Here is an 18,708-nt window from a genome sequence, read left to right as displayed (position 1 = left end):
TCTCATTTGTAGACAGCTGAGGGTGGCGGTGTCAATGGGCGGACGCCGGTACGGGAGTGAGCAGCACCCCCTCGGTCATGAACCGCTCCACATTGCGCAGCACCAGGTCGGCCATGGCCTCGCGGGTCTCGTGGGTGGCGCTGGCGATGTGCGGGAGCAGGACCACCCGGTCGGACTCCAGCAGCTCCCGGGGCACGTGCGGCTCGTCGGCGAAGACGTCCAGCGCCGCACCCGCGATCCGTCCCGTTCGCAGGGCCGTGACCAGCGCCGGCTCGTCGACCACGCTGCCCCGTGCCACGTTCACCAGATGGCCCGCCGGGCCGAGCGCGTCCAGCACCGTCGCCGAGACGAGACGCCCGGTCGCGGCGCCGCCCGCGACGGTGACGACCAGCGCGTCGCACGCCGCGGCCAGCGCCTCGGCGGTGGGCAGGTACCGGTAGGCGACACCGGGCACGGGGGTGCGCGAGCAGTACGACACCTGCGTGCCGAACCCCTCCAGCCGCCGCGCCACGGCCCGGCCGATACGGCCCAGCCCGAGGATGCCGACGCGCTTCCCGCTCACCCGCGTGGCCAGCGGGAACGGCGCCGCCGTCCACCCTCCGGCGCGCACGTAGCGGTCGGCCGCCGACAGCCGGCGCATGGAGTCGATCAGCCCGCCGACGGCCAGGTCGGCCACGCAGTCGGTGAGCACGTCCGGGGTGGTGGCCACGTCGATGCCGCGCGCCCGGGCGCGCACCACGTCGGTGGTCTCGTGACCCACGCCGAAGTGCACGATCGCGCCGAGCCGCGGCAGCGCGTCCATCAGGGCGTCACCGACACCGGTCCGGGCGCTGGTCACCGCGGCCGTCACGGTGTCGCCGTGGTCGCGCAGGTACGCCGCCGGGTCGGGCAGTTCGTGCAGGCGGACCGTCGGGTAGCGGTCGGCCAGGGCCCGCTCCAGGCCCGGGAGCAGGGGCGACACCTGGAGCAGGGTGGCCGGCGGGACCGGGGCGCCGGGCGTGATGTCGGTCGTGGTGCCGGACTGGGGCATGTGCTCTCCTGGGGTCGTCGCGGGCCCGCGGCCGAGGTGCTCGGATGCGCCGGGGCGTGGCGTGAGAGGTGCGGACGGAGGGCCGGGCGGGCCGGGGCGGGGGAGGGTGCGGGGCGGATCCGGTCCTGCGCATCTCTTGACGCTGCCACGGTGCCGGTTTAGCTTCGGCGTTCACAGATGCGGACCGGGTACGTCAGTGTAGACAGCTCCTCGCCGTCGCCCGTACGTGGAACGCGACACATCCGCACTCACCGGAGACGAGCCGACGATGAAGTTCTCCGTTTCCCCCGCCCCGCCCGCCCGGCGCAGGCGGCTCCGCGCGACGACCGCGGCGCTCCTGGCGGGCACGGTGCTGCTGTCCAGCGGCTGCGCCGTGGTGGGCAGCGCCGCCGGCGACGCGGGCCGCGCCGACGGCCGCACCCTGCGCGTGGTGCTCACCCAGGAACCACCCACGCTGGAACCCTGCGAAGCCTCACTGACCGGCACCGGCGTCGTCGTCCGGTCCAACATCACCGAGCCGCTCGTCGAGCGCGACCCGGACTCCGGCGAACTCCACCCCCTGCTCGCCACCGGCTGGAAGCAGACCGGCGAGCGCACCTGGACCTTCGACACGCGCACCGGCGTGACCTTCCACAACGGCGCGCCCTTCACCGCGCGGGACGCCGCCTTCTCCATCGACCGGGCGGTCAACTCCGACCTCGCCTGCAACGTCGAGGGCTACGTCTTCGGTGACGACGACCTCGAGGTGAAGGCGGTGAGCGACACCCGCCTGACCGTCACCACCGAACAGCCCGACCCGATCCTGCCGCTGCGCCTGAGCTTCGTGGAGATCGTGCCGCGCACCACCGACCCCGACGCCAAGGTCCGCATCCCCGTCGGCACCGGCCCCTACGCCGTCGGCTCCTGGCAGCCCGGAGCGGCCATCTCCCTGCACCGCCACGACGACTACTGGGGCGAGGCCCCCGACTTCCCCCGCGCCCGCTACGTCTGGCGGAGCGACGCCAGCGTCCGGGCCGCCATGATCGACAAGGGCGAGGCGGAGATCGCCGTCGCCCTCGACCCCGTCGAGGCGGAGAAGGACACCACCGCCTCCTATCCCAACAACGAGACGACCGCGCTGCGGCTGGACGGCCGCGAGGCACCGCTCGACGACATCCGGGTGCGCCGCGCCGTCGACCTGGCCGTGGACCGCGAGGGCATCATCGACGCCCTGCTCGGCGGCCTCGCCGAACCCGCCGGCCAGCTGGTCCCGCCCGGAGTGGTCGGCCACAACGACGGCATCGAACCCGTGCGGCAGGACGTGGCCCGCGCCAGGGCCCTGGTCGAGGAGGCGAAGGCCGACGGCGTGCCCGTCGGCCGGCAGATCACCCTGGTCGCCCGCAACGGCATGTTCGCCGGCGTGTCGGAGACCGCCGAAGCCCTCCAGTACCAGATGCAGCGGATCGGCCTGAACGTCAAGGTCCGCATGGCCGACACCGCCACCCAGCTCCAGTACCAGCTGAGGCCGCTGCCCAAGGGCGTCGGCCCCATCGCCCTGCTGATCATGCACGGCAACCAGGCCGGTGACGCGGCCTTCACCACCAGCCAGTACCTGCTGAGCGACGGACCGCAGTCCGCGTTCGGCACCGAGGAGCTCGACCGGCGGATCGCCGGGGCGGGCGCGCTCTCCGGCGCGGAACGCCAGAAGGCCTTCGCCGAGCTGCTCGCCGACCAGAACGAGACGGTCGTCCAGTACACCCACCTGGCCCACATGAGCGGACTGCTCGGCCTGTCACGGTCGATCCGGTACGAACCCAACTCCGCCACCGGCGACGAGATGCGGCTGGCAGAGGTCAGCCCGGCGAAGGCGAAGCACTGACATGGTTCCTTTTCTGCGCAAACGCATCCTCTCCAGCGCCGTCCCCCTGGTGTGCGTGGTGCTGGGCGTGTTCTTCCTGGCCCGGATGACCGGCAACCCGGTCGACCTCTACCTCCCGCTGAGCGCCACCGCCGAGCAGCGCGCCGAGTTCTCCGCCGCGCAGGGCTTCGACCTGTCCGTCCCGGCCCAGCTGTGGAACTACCTCGTCGACGCCGCGCAACTCGACTTCGGCACCTCGCTGCGGACCGGACAGTCCGCGACCGAGATGGTCTTCGACGCCTTCCCCGTCACCCTCCAGCTCGCCGGCGTCACCATGCTGCTGGCGATCACCGGAGCGGTGCTGATCGGCAGCCTGGCCGCCTACCGGCCCAACTCCGCCGTCGACCGCATCGCCAGCCTGCTGTCGATGACGGCCGCCAGCATCCCCGACTTCTGGTTCGCCGTCATGGGCGTCCTGGTCTTCGGCGTGAGCCTCGCCTGGCTGCCCACCTCCGGCACCCTCGGCGGCCCCGAGGTGTGGGTGCTGCCCGTCGCGACCCTGCTGATCCGCCCGTTCGGCGTGCTGGTCCAGGTGGTGCGCGGCAGCATGGTCTCCGCCCTCTCCGCGCCCTACGTCAAGATCGCCCGCAGCAAGGGCGCCACGCCCCGCCGGGTGATCTTCGGCCACGCCCTGCGCAACGCGGTGACGCCGGTGCTCACCGTGGCCGGCGACCTCACCGTCGGCCTGGTCAACGGCGCCGTCATCGTGGAGACGATCTTCGGCTGGCCCGGCATCGGCAAGCTCATGATCGACTCCATCCTGCAGCGCGACTTCGCGGTCCTCCAGGCAGCCGTGCTGCTCACCGCGGTGACGATCTTCGCGCTGAACATCCTCGTCGACGTCTGCCACGCGCTGACCGACCCCCGAGTACGTCAGGCGGTGCCGGCGTGAGCGAAGGAAACAGCATGACGACAGCAGAGACCTCCGCCGCTCCCGCCGAGGACACCGCCCCCGCCCGCAACCGTCCGCCGCGCTGGTGGCTGCTGCTCGGCCGGGACCGCGCCGCGGCCGTCGCGGCCGTCGTCCTCACCTCGGTCGTCCTCGTCGCCCTCTTCGGCCGGCTGTTCATCGGCGACCGCGCCCAGCGCCAGGACCTGGACGCCTCGCTGCGCCCGCCGTCCCTGGGCGACGGCGTGTACGGGCTGCTCGGCACCGACGTCCTCGGCCGCAGCGTGCTGGCCCGTCTGATCGACGCGGCCGCGACCACCCTGTCCGTGGCGGTGCCCGCGGTGCTGTGCTCGCTGCTGATCGGCTCCGCCGTCGGCCTGTGGGCCGGCTACCACGGAGGACGCCGGGAGAGCGTGGCGATGCGCGTCGCCGACGTCATCCTCAGCTTCCCCTCCCTGCTCATCGCCGTGGTCGTGCTCTACGTCCTCTCGCCCTCCGCGCTGAACATCGTGCTGATCCTCGCCGTGGCCCGCATTCCGGTCTACCTGCGCACCTCCCGGGCGGAGGCGGCCGAGCTGCGCAGCCGGCTGTTCGTCGACGCGGCCCGCACCTTCGGCACTCCCGGCCGGCACATCATCCACCGGCACATCCTGCCGATCGCCCTGCCGACGCTGCTGACCGTCGCCACCCTCGACTTCTGCTTCGTGATGCTCACCGAGTCCTCGCTGAGCTTCCTCGGCATCGGGATCCAGCCGCCGGACGTCAGCTGGGGCCTGATGGTCGCCCAGGGCCGGCAGTACCTGCAGACCGCCTGGTGGATCACGGTGCTGCCGGGCCTCGCCATCGTGCTCACCACCGTGTCCGCGACGGTGCTCGCCGCCTGGGCCCGCATCGCCACCGACCCCGCCCAGCGCTGGCGGCTGACGCTGCCCCGCAAGCGCCGCGGTGCCTCCGCCGCCGTCCCCCCGGAGATGACCCCGTGACGACCACGCCCGCCCCGCCCGCCACCGAACCCGCCCTCGCCGTCGAGGGCCTGTGCGTGGACCTCAGCACCGTCTCCGGCACGGTCCGCGCCGTGGACGGCGTCAGCTTCAGCGTCCGCCGCGGCCGCACCCTGGCCCTGCTCGGCGAGTCCGGCTGCGGCAAGTCGATGACCGCACTGTCGGTGGTGGGACTGCTGGACCCCGCCGCCGAGGTGACCGCGGGCGCCGTACGGGTCAGGGGCCAGGACACCCTGCGGATGAGCGCGGCCGAGCGCCGCAAGCTGGCCGGACCCGTGCTGTCCATCGTCTTCCAGGACGCCCTGACCGCTCTCAACCCGGTGCAGCCGGTGGGCCGGCAGATCGGCGAGCCGTTCCGCATCCACCGCGGACTGAGCCGCCGTCAGGCCGAGGAGAAGGCGATCGAGCTGATGACCCGCGTGGGCATCCCCGAGCCCAGGCAGCGGGCCAAGTCCTATCCGCACCAGTTCTCCGGCGGCATGCGCCAGCGGCTGCTGATCGCCATGGCCGTCGCCCTCGACCCCGACGTCCTCATCGCCGACGAGCCGACCACCGCGCTCGACGTCACCGTGCAGGCCCAGATCATGCGGCTGCTGCGGGACCTCCAGCACGAGCGGGACATGGCCGTCGTCCTGATCACCCACGACCTGGCCGTGGTCGCCCAGCGCGCCGACGACGTGGTGGTGATGTACGCCGGCACGGTCGTGGAACAGGGCCCGGTGCACGACGTGTTCACCTCGCCCCGCCACCCCTACACCCGCGGACTGCTCGACTCGGTCCCCGAGGACGCCGAGCGCGGCCGCCCGCTGCCCGCCGTGCCCGGCAGCCCGCCCGAGCTCAGCGCGGTCCCGCCCGGCTGCGTCTTCCAGGCCCGCTGCCCGATGGTGCGCGAACGATGCGTCCGCGAGCGGCCGTCGCTGCGCGGCACGGGCGACGGACGTTCGGCCGCCTGCCACTTCTCCGAGGAGCTCGACCGTGCCTGACCCGTCCCGCACCACCGCCGCCGCCCCCGGACCGCGCACGCAGGGCCCCGACGGGCACCCGCCGCTGCTGGAGGTCCGCGGCGTCACCAAGACCTTCGGCAGCGGCCGGCGCCGACTGACCGCCCTGGACGGCGTCGACCTGCGACTCGGCCGGGGCGAGACCCTCGGCCTGGTCGGCGAGTCCGGCTGCGGCAAGTCCACCCTGGCCCGGGTGCTGCTCGGCCTGGAACGGCCCGACGCCGGCACCGTCCGCTACGACGGCGTCGACCCCTTCGCCCTGCGCGGCAAGGAACTGCTGGCCTGGCGCCGCCGCGTCCAGATGGTCTTCCAAGATCCCTTCGCCTCGCTCAACGCCCGCATGTCGGCCGCCGAACTGATCGGCGAGCCCTGGCGCACCCACCGGGACGTCGTACCGGACGCCAGGGCCCGCGAGAAGCGGATCCGGGAACTGCTGTCCCTCGTCGGACTGCGCGACAGCGACGCCCACCGCCATCCCAACGAGTTCTCCGGCGGGCAGCGCCAGCGCATCGGCATCGCCCGCGCCCTGGCCCTGGACCCCGACGTCATCGTCTGCGACGAACCGGTGTCCGCCCTGGACCTGTCCGTGCAGGCCCAGGTCCTCAACGTGCTCTCGGAACTCCGGTCCCGGCTCGGCGTCGCCTACGTCTTCATCTCCCACGACCTGTCCGTGGTGCGGTACATCTCCGACCGGGTGACCGTGATGTACCTCGGCAAGGTCATCGAACACGGCGCCACCGAGGACGTCTTCGAACAGCCCCGCCACCCCTACACCGCCGCGCTGATGTCGGCGGCTCCGGTCCTGGACACCTCCCGCTCCGGCGAGGACCGGGAGATCCGGCTCCAGGGCGAGATCCCCTCGCCCTTCGACATCCCGTCCGGCTGCCGCTTCCGCACCCGCTGCCCGCGCGCCGAGGACCGGTGCGCCGCCGAGGCGCCCCCGGCCGTCGTACGGGACGGCGCGGGCGGCGGCGACGCCCACACCGCCCTGTGCCACTTCCCGCTGGAGGCCGGGACCGCGTGGGCCTGACCGGAGGGGAGTTCGTCCTGCTCTCCCTCACGGTCGGCATCGGCGCGGTGCTCCAGGTCTCCGTCGGCTTCGGCCTGGGCATGCTCGCCGCGCCGGTGTTCTCCCTGGTCGACCCCACCCTGGCACCGCCGGTCGTGCTGCTGCTCGCCGCCGGTGTCACGGCCGCGGTCCTGGCCCGCGAGGGCGGCGGGACGGATCTGCGCGGCTGCGGCTGGGCGCTGGCCGGGCGGGTGCCCGGGACGGCCGCCGGCGCACTGCTCGTGGTGCTGCTGCCCGCCCGGCACCTCGCGCTGCTCATCGCCGGGGTCGTCCTCGCCGGCGTCGCCGCGAGCGCGGCCGGGTACGCGCCGCGGCCGCGCCGCTCCTCGGTCTTCCTGGCCGGGACGGTGTCCGGGCTGATGGGCACGGCCACGTCCATCGGAGGCCCGCCGATGGCGATGGTGTGGCAGCGGCTGAGCGGGCCCCGGCTGCGGGCCACCATGAGCGCGTTCTTCCTCGTCGGCTCGCTGATGAGCCTGGCCGCGCTGGCGGCGGCCGGCGCGATCGGGGCGCACACCATGCAACGCACCGCGCTGCTCGCGCCCGCGGCGGCCGCCGGTGTGCTGCTCGCCGGTCCGCTGACCCGACGGCTGAACGCCCGGCACACCCGTACGGCGGCCATGGCCCTCGCGGTCGCCGGCGCGGCGGGACTGGTGGCGCGGCACGTGGGGCCTTAGGAGTCCCGCACACCTTCTAAGGCCCCGGCCCGGCCGCAAGATACGAAACTCTCCCGATGTGGCGGACCCGCCTCGGAGACGAAGGTGGAGCCATCGCGGACAGCGATGGCCGACACCGAATCCTCCAAGGGGACACACCATGTTCGAGTACGCACTGCGCCGGCTCCGCCACGACGAACTCCTCCACCGCGCGGAGCACGAGCGCCTGGCCCGGGAGGCGCTGCGCCTCCGCCGCGCCACCGGCCGGGAAGCCGCCGCACGAAGCCCCGAGGCGGAGAGCCATACCCGCCGCCACTGGTTCACCCGCACCGCATGAGACCGCCCGCACCACCGCGGCCGGCCCCCGCCCCGGCTCCCGCGGGCTGCCGCTGCGAAAACCGGTGACCCCTCGTCGGAGGAGCGTGCCATGCTCAGCAGCGTGGAGACCAAGTCCGTCAGTCCCGTGTTCGTGGGCCGCAGCACCGAACTCGACACGCTGAACACCGCGCTCGCCCGCGCCACCGCCGAGCCCCAGGCGCTGCTCGTCGGAGGCGAGGCCGGTGTGGGCAAGACGCGCCTCGTCGAGGAGTTCGCCGCCTCGGCCCGCCGTCGCGGCGCGGTCGTCGCGCTCGGCGGCTGCGTGGAGATCGGCGCCGACGGACTGCCCTTCGCGCCCTTCTCCACCGCCCTGCGCCACCTGCGCCGCGAACTGCCGGACCAGCTCGCCGCCGCGGCCGCCGGACAGGAGGAGGAACTCGCCCGTCTGCTGCCCGAACTCGGCACCGCCGCCGCCCGCGAGGCCCGCCGCGACGAACAGGGCATGGCCCGCCTCTTCGAACTCACCGCCCGCCTGCTGGAACGCGTCGCCGCCGACCACACCGTCGTCCTCGCCCTGGAGGACCTGCACTGGGCCGACGCCTCCACCCGTCACCTGCTCGCCTACCTGTTCCGCACCCTGCGCACCGGCCGCCTCGTCGTCCTCGCCACCTACCGCTCCGACGACATCCACCGACGCCACCCGCTGCGCCCCCTCCTCGCCGAACTCGACCGGCTCCGCACGGTCCAGCGGATCGAACTCGGCCGCTTCAACCGCGAGGAGGTCCACCGGCAGATCGCCGGCATCCTCGCCCGCGACCCCGACCCCGACCGCGTCGACGACATCTTCGAACGCTCCGACGGGAACGCCTTCTTCGTCGAGGAACTCGCCGTCGCCGCCGACGAGGGCTGCTGCACCGGACTCACCGACTCGCTGCGCGACCTCCTCCTGGTCCGCGTCGAGGCGCTGCCGGTCAGCGCCCAGCACGTCGCCCGGATCGTCGCCGAGGGCGGCTCCACCGTCGAGCACCGACTGCTCGCCGCGGTCGTCCGGCTCACCGAGGACGACCTCATCGAGGCCCTGCGCGCCGCCGTCAACGCCGGCATCCTCGCCACCGCCCCCGAGCGCGACGGCTACCGCTTCCGCCACTCCCTGGTCCGCGAGGCCGTCAGCGACGACCTGCTGCCCGGCGAACGCGCCCGCCTCAACCGCCGCTACGCCGAGGCCCTGGAGGCCGACCCCACCCTCGTCCCCGCCGACGAGCGGGTGACCCGCCTGGCCAGTTACTGGTACCACGCCCACGACGCCGCCAAGGCCCTGCCCGCCGTCCTCGACGCCTCCGTCGAGGCCCGCCGACGGCACGCCTACTCCGAGCAACTGCGGCTGCTGGAGCGGGCCATGGAACTGTGGAACGCCGTCCCCGACGCCGTACGGGACGGCCTGCGCCCCCTCGACCACGCGGAGGTCTGTCCCCCGTGCGGCGGCGACCCCGCGACCACGCCGCTGCGTTACCTCGACCTGATGGCCGAAGCCGCCGTGGCCGGCCGCCTCTGCGGGGAACGCGAACGCTCGATGAAGATCACCAAGCGGGCGCTGCGCCTCCTCGACGTGGACCCGGACCCGCTGCGCGCCGCCTGGTTCTGGGTGCAGCGCTCCCGGCTCACCCAGGCCCTCGCCCGCGGCGACGGCTGGGCCGAACTCGGCACCGCACAGGACCTGGTGCGCGGACTGCCCCCGTCCGAGGTGCACGCCGAGGTCCTCGCCTCCGCGGCCGCCTGGTCGATGCTGCACCGGCCCGGCCCGGAGGCCATGGCCGCCGCCGAACGCGCCGTCGAGTACGCGCGCATGGTCGGCGCCCACGACATCGAGCTCAACGCCCGGCTCACGCTCGGCGGCCTCATGGTCGACGCCGGTGACATCGAGTCCGGGCTCGCCGAGATGTACGAGGTCAAGGACCGGGCGACCGAACTGGGCGTGGACATGGTGGTGGCCCGCGCCCAGGTGAACCTCCCGTCCGTCCTCGAAGGCGTCGGCCGCTCCGAGGAGGCCGCGCGGCTCCTCCAGGAGGGCGTCCACGCCACCCGCAGGCTGGGACTGCTGGATTCCGAGGGCTGGGTGTGGGGCAACCTCGCCGAGTCCCTCCACTCCCTCGGCCGCTGGGACGAGGCGGCCGGCGCCGCGGCCAACGCCCGGCGTCTCGCACAGAGCGCCAAGCAGCGCGCCGGCGGCTCGATGCGCCAGGCGTTCCTCGCGTACGACCGTGGCGACACGGCCACGGCGGCCCGCCGGCTCGCCGACGCCCGTACCGTCTTCGGCACCCACGACCCGATGCCGCAGTACGCGCTCCCCATGAAGTGGGTCGCCATCGGCATCGCCGCCGCCGAGGGCCGCCTTGCCGACGCCCGTGCCGAACTGCTCGCCGTGCTCGACACCGGACTCCCGCCCGGCACCCAGCGCTACGGCTGGCCCCTGCTGCTCGCCGCCACGACCGCCGAGGCGGACGCCCACGGCAACCCGGCGACCGAGCCGGGCCGCCCGGAGATCCTGGAGCGGATCCGCCGGGCGGCCAAGACCCTGGCGACCGGAGTGCCCGTGTGGCAGGCCTACGACCAGTGGCTGCGTGCCGAGTTGCTGCGCGCCGAGGGCCGGCTCGAACCGGACGAATGGTCCGCGGCCGTCGCGGCGGTGGAACCACTGGGCCGGCCCTACGACCTCGCCCGCGTCCGCTTCCGGCTCGCCGAGGCGCTGCTCGCCGCCGGCGAAGGCGACGACGCGCGCGCCCGCGCCACGGATCTGCTGCGCCTGGCCGACGCCGTCGCCGCCCACCTCGGCGCCGCACCGCTGGCCCGCTCCGTCGCCCTGCTGGCCCGGCGCGCCCGCATCGCGCTCGCTCCCGCCGCCCGGGACGCGGCCACCGCACCCGCCGATCCGGCCGACGCGCTCGGCCTCACCGGCCGGGAGCGTGACGTCCTGCGCCTGGTGGCCGCGGGCCACACCAATCGCCGTATCGCCGAGGAGCTGTTCATCTCGCCGAAGACGGCCAGCGTCCACGTCTCCAACATCCTGGCCAAGCTGAACGTCTCCGGTCGTGGCGAGGCGGCGGCGGTGGCGCATCGGCTCGGCCTGTTCCCGGCACCGGCCGGGTGACGGCCGGGGTGGGACAATCGGTGCAGAATCCATTCGCCCCGGGAAAGGGGAGCGATGTTCAACGCCTTCGAGGAGCTGTTCGCCCCCGGTCGCGCGCACACCCGTGACGAGCGGAACCGGCTGGAGCTGACCCGGGAGGACGTCGGCGACGCCGACCCCGGACGCGGGCCGATAGACCTCACGTCCGGGAAGGTCACCGTACGCCCACCGGCCGAACAGTCCGAGGAACCAGAGGAAGCCGAGGAACCAAAGAAACCCGAAGGGCCCGACGAGGAGTGAACTCCGGTCACCTCACGCGGAGTTCCAGGATGCGGTCGTCGCCGTCCTCCGGGTCGCCCCGGCCGTCGGTGTTGCTGGTGACCAGCCACAGCCGGTCGTCGCCCGCGGCGACCACCGTGCGCAGCCGGCCGTACTCGCCCTCCAGGAACGCCTGCGGTTCCGCCGACGCCGCGGTGCCCTTCAGCGGGATGCGCCACAGCCGCTCGCCGCGCAGGCCCGCCATCCACACCGAGCCCTCGGCGTGGGCGATGCCGCTGGGGGAGGCCTCGTCGGTGCGCCACTGCTCGACCGGGTTGCGGAACCCGCCCTCGTCGGAGCGGCCCTCCGCCTGTGGCCAGCCGTAGTTGCCGCCGGGCCGTATCGCGTTCAGCTCGTCCCAGGTGTTCTGGCCGAACTCCGAGGCGAACAGCCGCTGTTCGCGGTCCCAGGCCAGGCCCTGCACATTGCGGTGGCCGTAGGAGTACACCGGCGAGTCCGGGAAGGGGTTGCCCGGGGCGGGCTCGCCCTCCGGGGTCAGCCTGAGGATCTTGCCGCCCAGGGACTCCTTGTCCTGGGACAGACCCGTGTCGCCGCTCTCGCCCGTGCCCACGTACAGCATCCTGTCCGGGCCGAAGGCGATCCGGCCACCGTTGTGGATCACGCCCTTGGGAATGCCGCGGAAGACGGTGTCGGGCGCGCCGAGCTGTTCACCGGCCGGTTTGTCCTCGTCGTGGATCATGCGGACGACGCGGTTGTCGGAGGCCGAGGTGAAGTAGGCGTAGATCATGCGGTCCGAGGCGTACGCGGGGGAGAGGGCGATGCCGAGCAGGCCGCCCTCGCCGGACGGCGACACCCCCGGCACCTCGCCCAGCTCGGTCTTCTCGCCGGTGGCCGGGTCGACGCGGGTGATGGTCGCCTCGTCCCGGGAGGACACCAGGAGGTCCCCGCCCGGCACGGGCGCCAGGCCCCAGGGGCTGTTCAGGCCCTCGGCGACCGTGCGCACCACCTTCACCGAGCCCTTCGCGGGCGGAGTCGGCTCGGCGCTGCGCCCCGGGGACGGCGACCGTGTGGCCGTGTCCCCCGGTGAGGCGCTGCCGTCGGTGCCCGGTGGTCCTCCGTCGCCGGAGGAGCAGCCGGCCGTCAGCAGGAGCACGGCGGTGGCCAGCACGGCCGGCACGGCGCGTAGTCGCACGATCTCGTCCCTTCGACGCGGCGGGTCCTCCCTGTCATACACCGCCCGCGCGTCGACAGGTTCCCGATCCCCCGACCCCGAACCCCGCTCCGGGCCTCCACGGGGCTCCCACGAGCGCCCCGCAGCCGTCACCGTCCGGCCCCGCACCCCGGGCTGTCGCCGTCCGGCTCGGCGTTCTGGGTTGTCGTCGTCCGGCTCGGCGCCCCGCAGCCGTCGCCGTCCGGCTCGGCGTCGCGGGCTGCCGCCGTCCGGATCGGCGTTCTGGGTTGTCGCCGTTCCGCTCCGCGCTCCGCAGCTGTCGTCGTTCGGCTGCGCGTTCCGGGCTGCCGCCGTCCCGCTCCGCGCCCCGCAGCCGTCGTCGTCCGGCTCGGCGTCGCGGGCTGTCGTCGTCCGGCTCGGCGTTCTGGGTTGTCGCCGTCCCGCTCCGCGCCCCGCAGCCGTCGTCTTCCAGCTCGGCGCCGCGGGCTGTCGTCGTCCGGCTCGGCGTCGCGGGCTGCCGTCGTCCGGCTCCGCGCCGCGGGCTGTCGTCGTCCGGCTCGGCGTGCCGGGCTGTCGTCGTCCGGCCCCGTCCCCGGCTGCCGCCGTCCCGCTCCGTGTCCCGGGCTGCCGCCGGCCGGTCCGGCGATCCGGGCGTCTTCCCGTCCACCGCCGTGAGGTCCCCACCCGTGAGGTCCCCACCCGGGCGGTGCGGGCCCGGGCGGTGCGGACCCGCGCCCACGCGCCCCGCACGCCGGGCCCCGTACCCCCGGGCGCGCTCCCGGCCCGCACACCACGTGTCCCGTGGCTCCCGCTCAGTCCCACGACCCCTGCGCGGCCGGCAGTCCGCCGATCTCCGCGAGGTCGCGGTCCGTCAGGCGCAGGTCCGCCGCCGCCGCGTTCTCCACCACCCACCGCTCCCGCTTGGCCCCGGGCACCGGGATCACCTGGCGGCCCCGGGACAGCACCCAGGCCAGGGCCACCTGGGCCGGCGTGACGTGCGCGCCGTGCCGGCGGGCGACACGGCGCAGGCCGACCACGATCGGCTGGTTCGCGGCCATCATCTCGGCCGTGAAACGCGGGTGCCGGGCCCGCAGGTCGTCCGCCTCGAAGCCCACGCCCGGCGTCAGCGTCCCGGTCAGGAAACCGTTGCCCAGCGGCATCGCCGCCAGGAAACCGACCCCCCGCTGCTCGCACCACGGCAGCAGTGTCTCCAGCGCCTCCGGCGACCACACCGACAGCTCCGCCTCCACCGCGCTCACCGGGAAGACCTGCTGCACCCGCTCCAGCTGCCGCACCGTCGCGTCGTGCAGCCGCGCCCCCGGCCGCCGCGCCGAGCGCGCCCCCACCGCGCACAGCCCCAACGCCCGTACCTTTCCCGCCCGTACGAGCTCCGCCATCGCGCCCCACGTCTCCTCGACCGGGACCTCCGGGTCGGCGCGGTGCAACTGGTAGAGGTCGATGACATCGGTCCCCAGCCGGCGCAGCGACGCGTCACAGGCCCTGCGCACATAGCCGGGACGGCCGTTGGCCACGATGTGCTGGTCGCCCACCAGCAGACCGACCTTCGTGGACACGAACGCGTCACGGCGCCGCTCCTTCAGCACCCGCCCGAGCAGCAGCTCGTTGGTGAACGGGCCGTACATGTCGGCGGTGTCCAGCAGCGTCGAGCCCAGATCCAGCGCCCGGTGCACCGCCCTGAGCGACTTCTCGCCATGCTGCCGGGACGTGCTGTAACCCCAGCTCATCGGCATGCACCCGAGTCCGACGGCCCCCACCGCGAGCGCCCCCGCGCCGATCGTCCTGCGCTCCACCTGCTCGTGACCCTCCCTATCCGGCCCCCAACCTAACCTCTGCCGTCCCGGGCGCCTGAACTAGCCTCCCGACCATGACTGCTGACGTATGGCTGCCCATCCCGCCGGACGAGATCGAAGGGCTCCCCGAGGGGCCGCGCTACCGCCACTGGGACGGCGAGGAGGACTTCCCCGCCGACCCGGCCGACTGCGCCTTCTACGTCGTGCCGTACATGAAGCCGCCGGGGATCGGCGTGCGGCCGCTGCCGCTGATGCGTTCGGTCCGGGTCGTGCAGACCCTGTCGGCCGGCACCGACCACGTCGAGCCCGGCCTGCGCCACCTGCCGCCCGGCGTACGGCTGTGCAACGCGCGCGGAGTGCACGAGGCCAGCACCGCCGAACTCACCCTCACCCTGATCCTGTCCTCCCTGCGCGGCATCCCGGACTTCGTGCGGGCCCAGGACAAGGGGGAGTGGCAGGGCGGATTCCGTCCGGCGCTCGCCGACAAGAACGTCCTCATCGTGGGCTACGGATCGATCGGCGCGGCCATCGAGGACCGGCTCGTACCGTTCGAGCTCGCGCGGGTGGCGCGCGTCGCGCGCTCCGCGCGCACCACGGAGCGCGGTCCCGTGCACCCGCTCACCGACCTGCCCGCCCTGCTGCCGGAGGCGGACGTCGTCGTCCTGTCCACCCCGCTCACCGAGACCACCCGGCACCTCGTCGACGCCGCGTTCCTGGCCCGGATGAAGGACGGCGCCCTGCTCGTCAACGTGGCCCGCGGAGGCGTCGTCGACACCAAGGCCCTGCTCACCGAGGTGGAGAGCGGCCGCATCGGCGCGGCCCTCGACGTCACCGATCCCGAGCCGCTGCCCGCGGAACACCCCTTGTGGCGGGCGCCCGGCGTGCTCATCAGCCCGCACGTCGGCGGCCCCACGTCCGCCTTCCTGCCGCGCGCGAAGCGTTTGCTGGTGGACCAGTTGCGCCGTTTCGTGAACCAGGAGGAGCTTCGCAACGTGATCCTGGTGACGGGAGCGGAAAGCAACTAGTCCGCTTCGAGTACCGTCCGCTACTCCCCGGGCGCGGTGGGTACTCATATATCAGTTGATCGTCACGGAGCGTAGAGAACCTATGTCCCTGAGTGACGGAACTGGTGTATCGTCCCGACAGGGGCTGCGCCGTTGACCACCGGCGCAAGGGATGGACACAGAGACTGTGAGGGGGGCGACGGGTGATGCACGGCCACTGGACGAGCGATCCGATGCGGCGGAACCGTCGGCGACGACCCTGGCGCTCGGCCGCGCGCAGCCGCGGCCACCACGGGGGCCACCACATGCGGCACCACGGCCGGTCGGGCATGTCCGGCCACCGGCACCGGCAGGCCGCCGGGCGCAGGCGGCACGCCCACCCGGTGCACCGGGGGCTGAGGGATCCCGGAGCGGTACGGCCCGGGAGCGACCGGTGAGCGCGCCCACCCGCACGCCCACGCTGGAGGGAGCGGTGCGGGCACAGTCCGCTCCACGCACGCTCCCTCCCACTGAGCCGGCCACCGAGCGCCGGCCCGGCCCCGTCGCGCAACTCGTCCTGGCCCTCGTCTGCGCGGCCTACGCCGTCGGCGCAGCGTTCGGCTGGGGATCGAGGCAAGTCGCGCTGATCATGGGCGACTTCGGCCTGAGCGCGGCCGCCGCGGCCGCCGCCGTCTCCTGCTGGATCTACGCCCGCAGCCCGTACACCCGGTTCCGGCCCGCCTGGCTGATGTTCGGCCTCTCCTCGGCCATGGCGTCCCTGGGCAACCTGGTCTGGGGGTGGTACGAGGTCGTCCTCGGACTCCCGGTGCCCACTCCCAGCTACGCCGACCTGTTCTTCCTGTGCTTCGCGCCGCCCGCCATCGTGGGACTGCTGGTGCTCGCCAAACGGCCCGTGACCAAGGCCGGCTGGGTCTGTCTCGCCCTGGACGCCTGGCTGATCGGCGGCTCCCTGCTCACCCTCGCCTGGAGTCTGGCGCTCGCCCAGGCCGCGCACGCCGAGGGCCCGGGCGTCGCGCACACCGCGCTGTCACTGGCGTACCCGCTGCTCGACATCGCGCTGGTGAGCATGGTGCTCGCGCTGCACTTCCGGCGTTCGGCGGTGAACCGGTCCGCGGTCAACACCGCGATCGGCGCGCTCGCGCTGACCGTCATGTGCGACGCCCTGTTCACCTCCCCGCTGCTGCGCGACGGCTACCGCTCCGGGCAACTGCTGGACGCGGGCTGGTTCGCCGGCTCGCTGCTCCTGGCCTACGCCCCCTGGACCGCGCCGCGCGGCGGCCGGCCCGAGCGGGAGGGGCAGACCCGCGTGGTGCGCGAGCACCTGCCCGGACGCCGCGGCGGCCCGAGCCACCCCCACCCGCCCGCAGCCGGCGAGGAGCACAGCCGGTATCCGGCCTCCCGGCCCATCGCCGGCTCCCTGGCCGCGCTCACGCCGTACCTCGCCGCGGCCGTCTGCACCCTGGGCATCCTGTACAACGTGCTCAACGGGCGCAGCGTCGACCGCGTGGTGCTGCTCACCGGCGGGACCGTGGTGCTCGCCCTCGTCGTGCGCCAGGGCATCATGCTGCTCGACAACATCACCCTCACCCAGGAACTGGCGCAGAAGGAGAACCACTTCCGCTCCCTGGTGCAGGGCTCCAGCGACGTCATCATGATCGCCGCGCCCAGCGGCATCCTCCGCTACGTCTCACCGGCCGCCGCCGGCGTGTACGGCCGTCCCGCGGAGGAACTCGTGGGCACCGAACTGGCCGGCCTGATCCACCCGGAGGACCTGGGCTGCGTCGTGCACGAGGTGCGCCGCTTCCTCGCCGCCAACCCCGTCGAGGAGCCCACCACCCGCATCGAGTGCCGTTTCCGCTCCGGCGACGGCGGCTGGCTGAACGTCGAGTCGACCGTCAACCGGCACCACGGCGGCCTCATCTTCAACAGCCGTGACGTGACCGAGCGGGTGCGCCTCCAGGCACAGCTCCAGCACAACGCCGAGCACGACCCGCTCACCGACCTGCCCAACCGCGCCCTGTTCACCCGGCGCGTCCAGCAGGCCCTGTCCGGGCGCCGCGCCTCGGACCGGACAGCCGCCCTGCGGGGCACGGCCGTGCTCTTCATCGACCTCGACGGCTTCAAGGGCGTCAACGACACCATCGGACACCAGGCAGGCGACGAACTGCTCGTCCAGGCCGCCCGCAGACTCCAGGACGCCGTCCGCAAGGGCGACACCGCCTCGCGGCTGGGCGGCGACGAGTTCGCGGCCCTGATCGTCGGTGACGGCGTACGCGACCGGGACGCCCGGGAGCGGCACATCCTGGAGCTGGCCGACCGCCTCAGAGTCACGCTGTCCCAGCCGTACTCCATCGACGGCAACGATGTCCGCGTCAACGCCTCCATCGGCGTCGCCTTCGCCGAACCCGGCCTCGGAGCGGGCGAGTTGCTGCGCAACGCCGACCTCGCCATGTACCGGGCCAAGGCGGGCGGCAAGGGCCGCGTGGAGCTGTACAAGCCACAGATGCAGCAGGACGTCGTCCGCAGGGCGGAGCTGGCCACCCGGCTGCGCGCCGCACTGCACCACGGCGAGTTCGCGCTGCTGCACCAGCCGGTGGTGGCGCTGGCGGACGGCCGGATCACGTCGGTCTGCGCCATGGCGCGCTGGCGCTCCTCCCAGGGGGTGTTCTTCACGCCCGAGGAGTTCCTGCGGGTCGCCGAGGGCGGCGAGAAGACCGGCGAGCTGGCCCGCTGGGTGCTGGAGGAGGCCGTGGAACAGGCCGCCGAACGGCACGCGACCGGCCTGCCCGTACCCGTCGCCGTCCGGCTCAGCGCACGTCGGCTGCTGGACCGGTCGCTGCCGCCCGGCTCGATCGAGGCCCTGCTGACCCGGCACGGGCTGCCGTCCGGCTCGCTGGTCGTCGAGCTGGCCGACACCGACCCCCGGATCCCCCTCGACGAGCTGGAGCGCCGGCTGAACGCGCTCAAGCGGGTCGGCGTCCGCATCGCCCTCGACGGCTTCGGCGCCGGACTCGCCACCATCACGGCCCTTCGACGGCTCCCCGTGGACATACTGAAGCTCGACCGCAGCCTGGTCGACGGCGTCGTGGAGTCCGCGCGGCTGCACAAGATCACCAGCGGGCTGCTGCGCATCGCCGCCGACCTCGGCATGCAGTCCGTGGCCGACGGCGTGGACCTGCCCGAGCAGGTCGTCGCCCTGCGCGCGATGGGCTGTACGCACGGGCAGGGCCCGGCCTTCTCCGGACCGCTCGACGAGTACCGGCTGCGCAGAGCCCTGGCCGCGGGGAGTGTCCCGCTGCCGCACGGCCCGGCCGAACCGGTGTTCGTGGGCGGAGGCCCGGGGGTGTACTCCGGCGGGGTGACGGCCGTGCTCAAGAGCGGCACGGCACTGCGCTCACATAATGAGACTCCCGTCCCACCCACTTGACACTGGGTGCGCGCCGGGGGGAGGGTCAGTG

14 protein-coding genes are annotated in these 18,708 nt (G+C 73.8%); 11 read left to right on the top strand and 3 right to left on the bottom strand.

The window, feature by feature from the left end; all coding sequences use genetic code 11:
• Positions 1-31: 31 nt before the first annotated feature.
• Positions 32-1,030 (bottom strand): 2-hydroxyacid dehydrogenase, encoded by a 999-nt coding sequence (locus FGW31_RS09770; RefSeq protein ID WP_142192987.1) that lies wholly within the window; start codon positions 1,028-1,030, stop codon positions 32-34.
• 268 nt (positions 1,031-1,298) lie between these two features.
• Between FGW31_RS09770 and FGW31_RS09765 the strand changes: the two genes are divergently transcribed.
• From FGW31_RS09765 to FGW31_RS09730, 9 genes are all read left to right on the top strand, one after another.
• On the top strand, positions 1,299-2,888 hold the full coding sequence (locus FGW31_RS09765; RefSeq protein ID WP_233452456.1) for an ABC transporter substrate-binding protein: 1,590 nt from the start codon (positions 1,299-1,301) through the stop codon (positions 2,886-2,888).
• A gap of 1 nt (position 2,889) precedes the next feature.
• Positions 2,890-3,819: an ABC transporter permease gene (locus FGW31_RS09760; protein WP_142192986.1), complete on the top strand. Its 930-nt coding sequence runs from the start codon at positions 2,890-2,892 to the stop codon at positions 3,817-3,819.
• A gap of 14 nt (positions 3,820-3,833) precedes the next feature.
• The gene (locus FGW31_RS09755) at positions 3,834-4,799 is read left to right on the top strand and encodes an ABC transporter permease (protein WP_142192985.1); all 966 of its coding nucleotides are present in this window, start codon (positions 3,834-3,836) and stop codon (positions 4,797-4,799) included.
• Entirely contained in the window at positions 4,796-5,800 is a 1,005-nt protein-coding gene (locus FGW31_RS09750; protein WP_142192984.1) for an ABC transporter ATP-binding protein, read from the top strand. The genes FGW31_RS09755 and FGW31_RS09750 overlap by 4 nt, the downstream gene beginning before the upstream one ends.
• On the top strand, positions 5,793-6,848 hold the full coding sequence (locus FGW31_RS09745; protein ID WP_142192983.1) for an ABC transporter ATP-binding protein: 1,056 nt from the start codon (positions 5,793-5,795) through the stop codon (positions 6,846-6,848). Before FGW31_RS09750 ends, FGW31_RS09745 begins: the two co-directional genes overlap by 8 nt.
• The gene (locus FGW31_RS09740) at positions 6,839-7,564 is read left to right on the top strand and encodes a sulfite exporter TauE/SafE family protein (RefSeq protein WP_142192982.1); all 726 of its coding nucleotides are present in this window, start codon (positions 6,839-6,841) and stop codon (positions 7,562-7,564) included. The genes FGW31_RS09745 and FGW31_RS09740 overlap by 10 nt, the downstream gene beginning before the upstream one ends.
• A gap of 139 nt (positions 7,565-7,703) precedes the next feature.
• Positions 7,704-7,880 carry a hypothetical protein gene (locus FGW31_RS34970; protein ID WP_167530024.1) on the top strand — a complete coding sequence of 59 codons (177 nt, stop codon included), beginning with the start codon at positions 7,704-7,706 and terminating at the stop codon, positions 7,878-7,880.
• 90 nt (positions 7,881-7,970) lie between these two features.
• Entirely contained in the window at positions 7,971-11,006 is a 3,036-nt protein-coding gene (locus FGW31_RS09735) for a helix-turn-helix transcriptional regulator (RefSeq protein WP_142192981.1), read from the top strand.
• A gap of 54 nt (positions 11,007-11,060) precedes the next feature.
• Entirely contained in the window at positions 11,061-11,285 is a 225-nt protein-coding gene (locus FGW31_RS09730; RefSeq protein ID WP_142192980.1) for a DUF6191 domain-containing protein, read from the top strand.
• Between the two features lie 7 nt (positions 11,286-11,292).
• Here FGW31_RS09730 and FGW31_RS09725 read toward each other — a convergent pair whose 3' ends face one another.
• Both FGW31_RS09725 and FGW31_RS09720 read right to left on the bottom strand, forming a co-directional pair.
• Positions 11,293-12,456, bottom strand: coding sequence for a PQQ-dependent sugar dehydrogenase (locus FGW31_RS09725; RefSeq protein ID WP_233288568.1), 1,164 nt, complete (start codon positions 12,454-12,456; stop codon positions 11,293-11,295).
• A gap of 791 nt (positions 12,457-13,247) precedes the next feature.
• Positions 13,248-14,246, bottom strand: a complete 999-nt coding sequence (locus FGW31_RS09720; protein WP_142192979.1) for an aldo/keto reductase — start codon at positions 14,244-14,246, stop codon at positions 13,248-13,250.
• A gap of 74 nt (positions 14,247-14,320) precedes the next feature.
• On the opposite strand from FGW31_RS09720, the gene FGW31_RS09715 reads away from it, so the two are divergent.
• Together FGW31_RS09715 and FGW31_RS09710 are read left to right on the top strand one after the other, a co-directional pair.
• Entirely contained in the window at positions 14,321-15,271 is a 951-nt protein-coding gene (locus tag FGW31_RS09715) for a 2-hydroxyacid dehydrogenase (protein WP_142192978.1), read from the top strand.
• A gap of 412 nt (positions 15,272-15,683) precedes the next feature.
• Positions 15,684-18,677 (top strand): EAL domain-containing protein, encoded by a 2,994-nt coding sequence (locus FGW31_RS09710; RefSeq protein ID WP_182674842.1) that lies wholly within the window; start codon positions 15,684-15,686, stop codon positions 18,675-18,677.
• Positions 18,678-18,708 lie beyond the last annotated feature (31 nt).

This window comes from Streptomyces calvus (assembly GCF_006782915.1).
In the GTDB taxonomy this organism is placed as follows: domain Bacteria; phylum Actinomycetota; class Actinomycetes; order Streptomycetales; family Streptomycetaceae; genus Streptomyces; species Streptomyces calvus.
This window is presented reverse-complemented; position numbering and strand designations above follow the sequence as displayed.

Bases quoted from the DNA above. Each gene is read 5' to 3' on its own strand.
- FGW31_RS09715 (WP_142192978.1), top strand. From the start codon at position 14,321: ATGACTGCTGACGTATGGCTGCCCATCCCGCCGGACGAGATCGAAGGG.
- FGW31_RS34970 (WP_167530024.1), top strand. From the start codon at position 7,704: ATGTTCGAGTACGCACTGCGCCGGCTCCGCCACGACGAACTCCTCCAC.
- FGW31_RS09760 (WP_142192986.1), top strand. From the start codon at position 2,890: ATGGTTCCTTTTCTGCGCAAACGCATCCTCTCCAGCGCCGTCCCCCTG.
- FGW31_RS09755 (WP_142192985.1), top strand. From the start codon at position 3,834: ATGACGACAGCAGAGACCTCCGCCGCTCCCGCCGAGGACACCGCCCCC.
- FGW31_RS09765 (WP_233452456.1), top strand. From the start codon at position 1,299: ATGAAGTTCTCCGTTTCCCCCGCCCCGCCCGCCCGGCGCAGGCGGCTC.
- FGW31_RS09735 (WP_142192981.1), top strand. From the start codon at position 7,971: ATGCTCAGCAGCGTGGAGACCAAGTCCGTCAGTCCCGTGTTCGTGGGC.
- FGW31_RS09730 (WP_142192980.1), top strand. From the start codon at position 11,061: ATGTTCAACGCCTTCGAGGAGCTGTTCGCCCCCGGTCGCGCGCACACC.
- FGW31_RS09770 (WP_142192987.1), bottom strand. From the start codon at position 1,030: ATGCCCCAGTCCGGCACCACGACCGACATCACGCCCGGCGCCCCGGTC.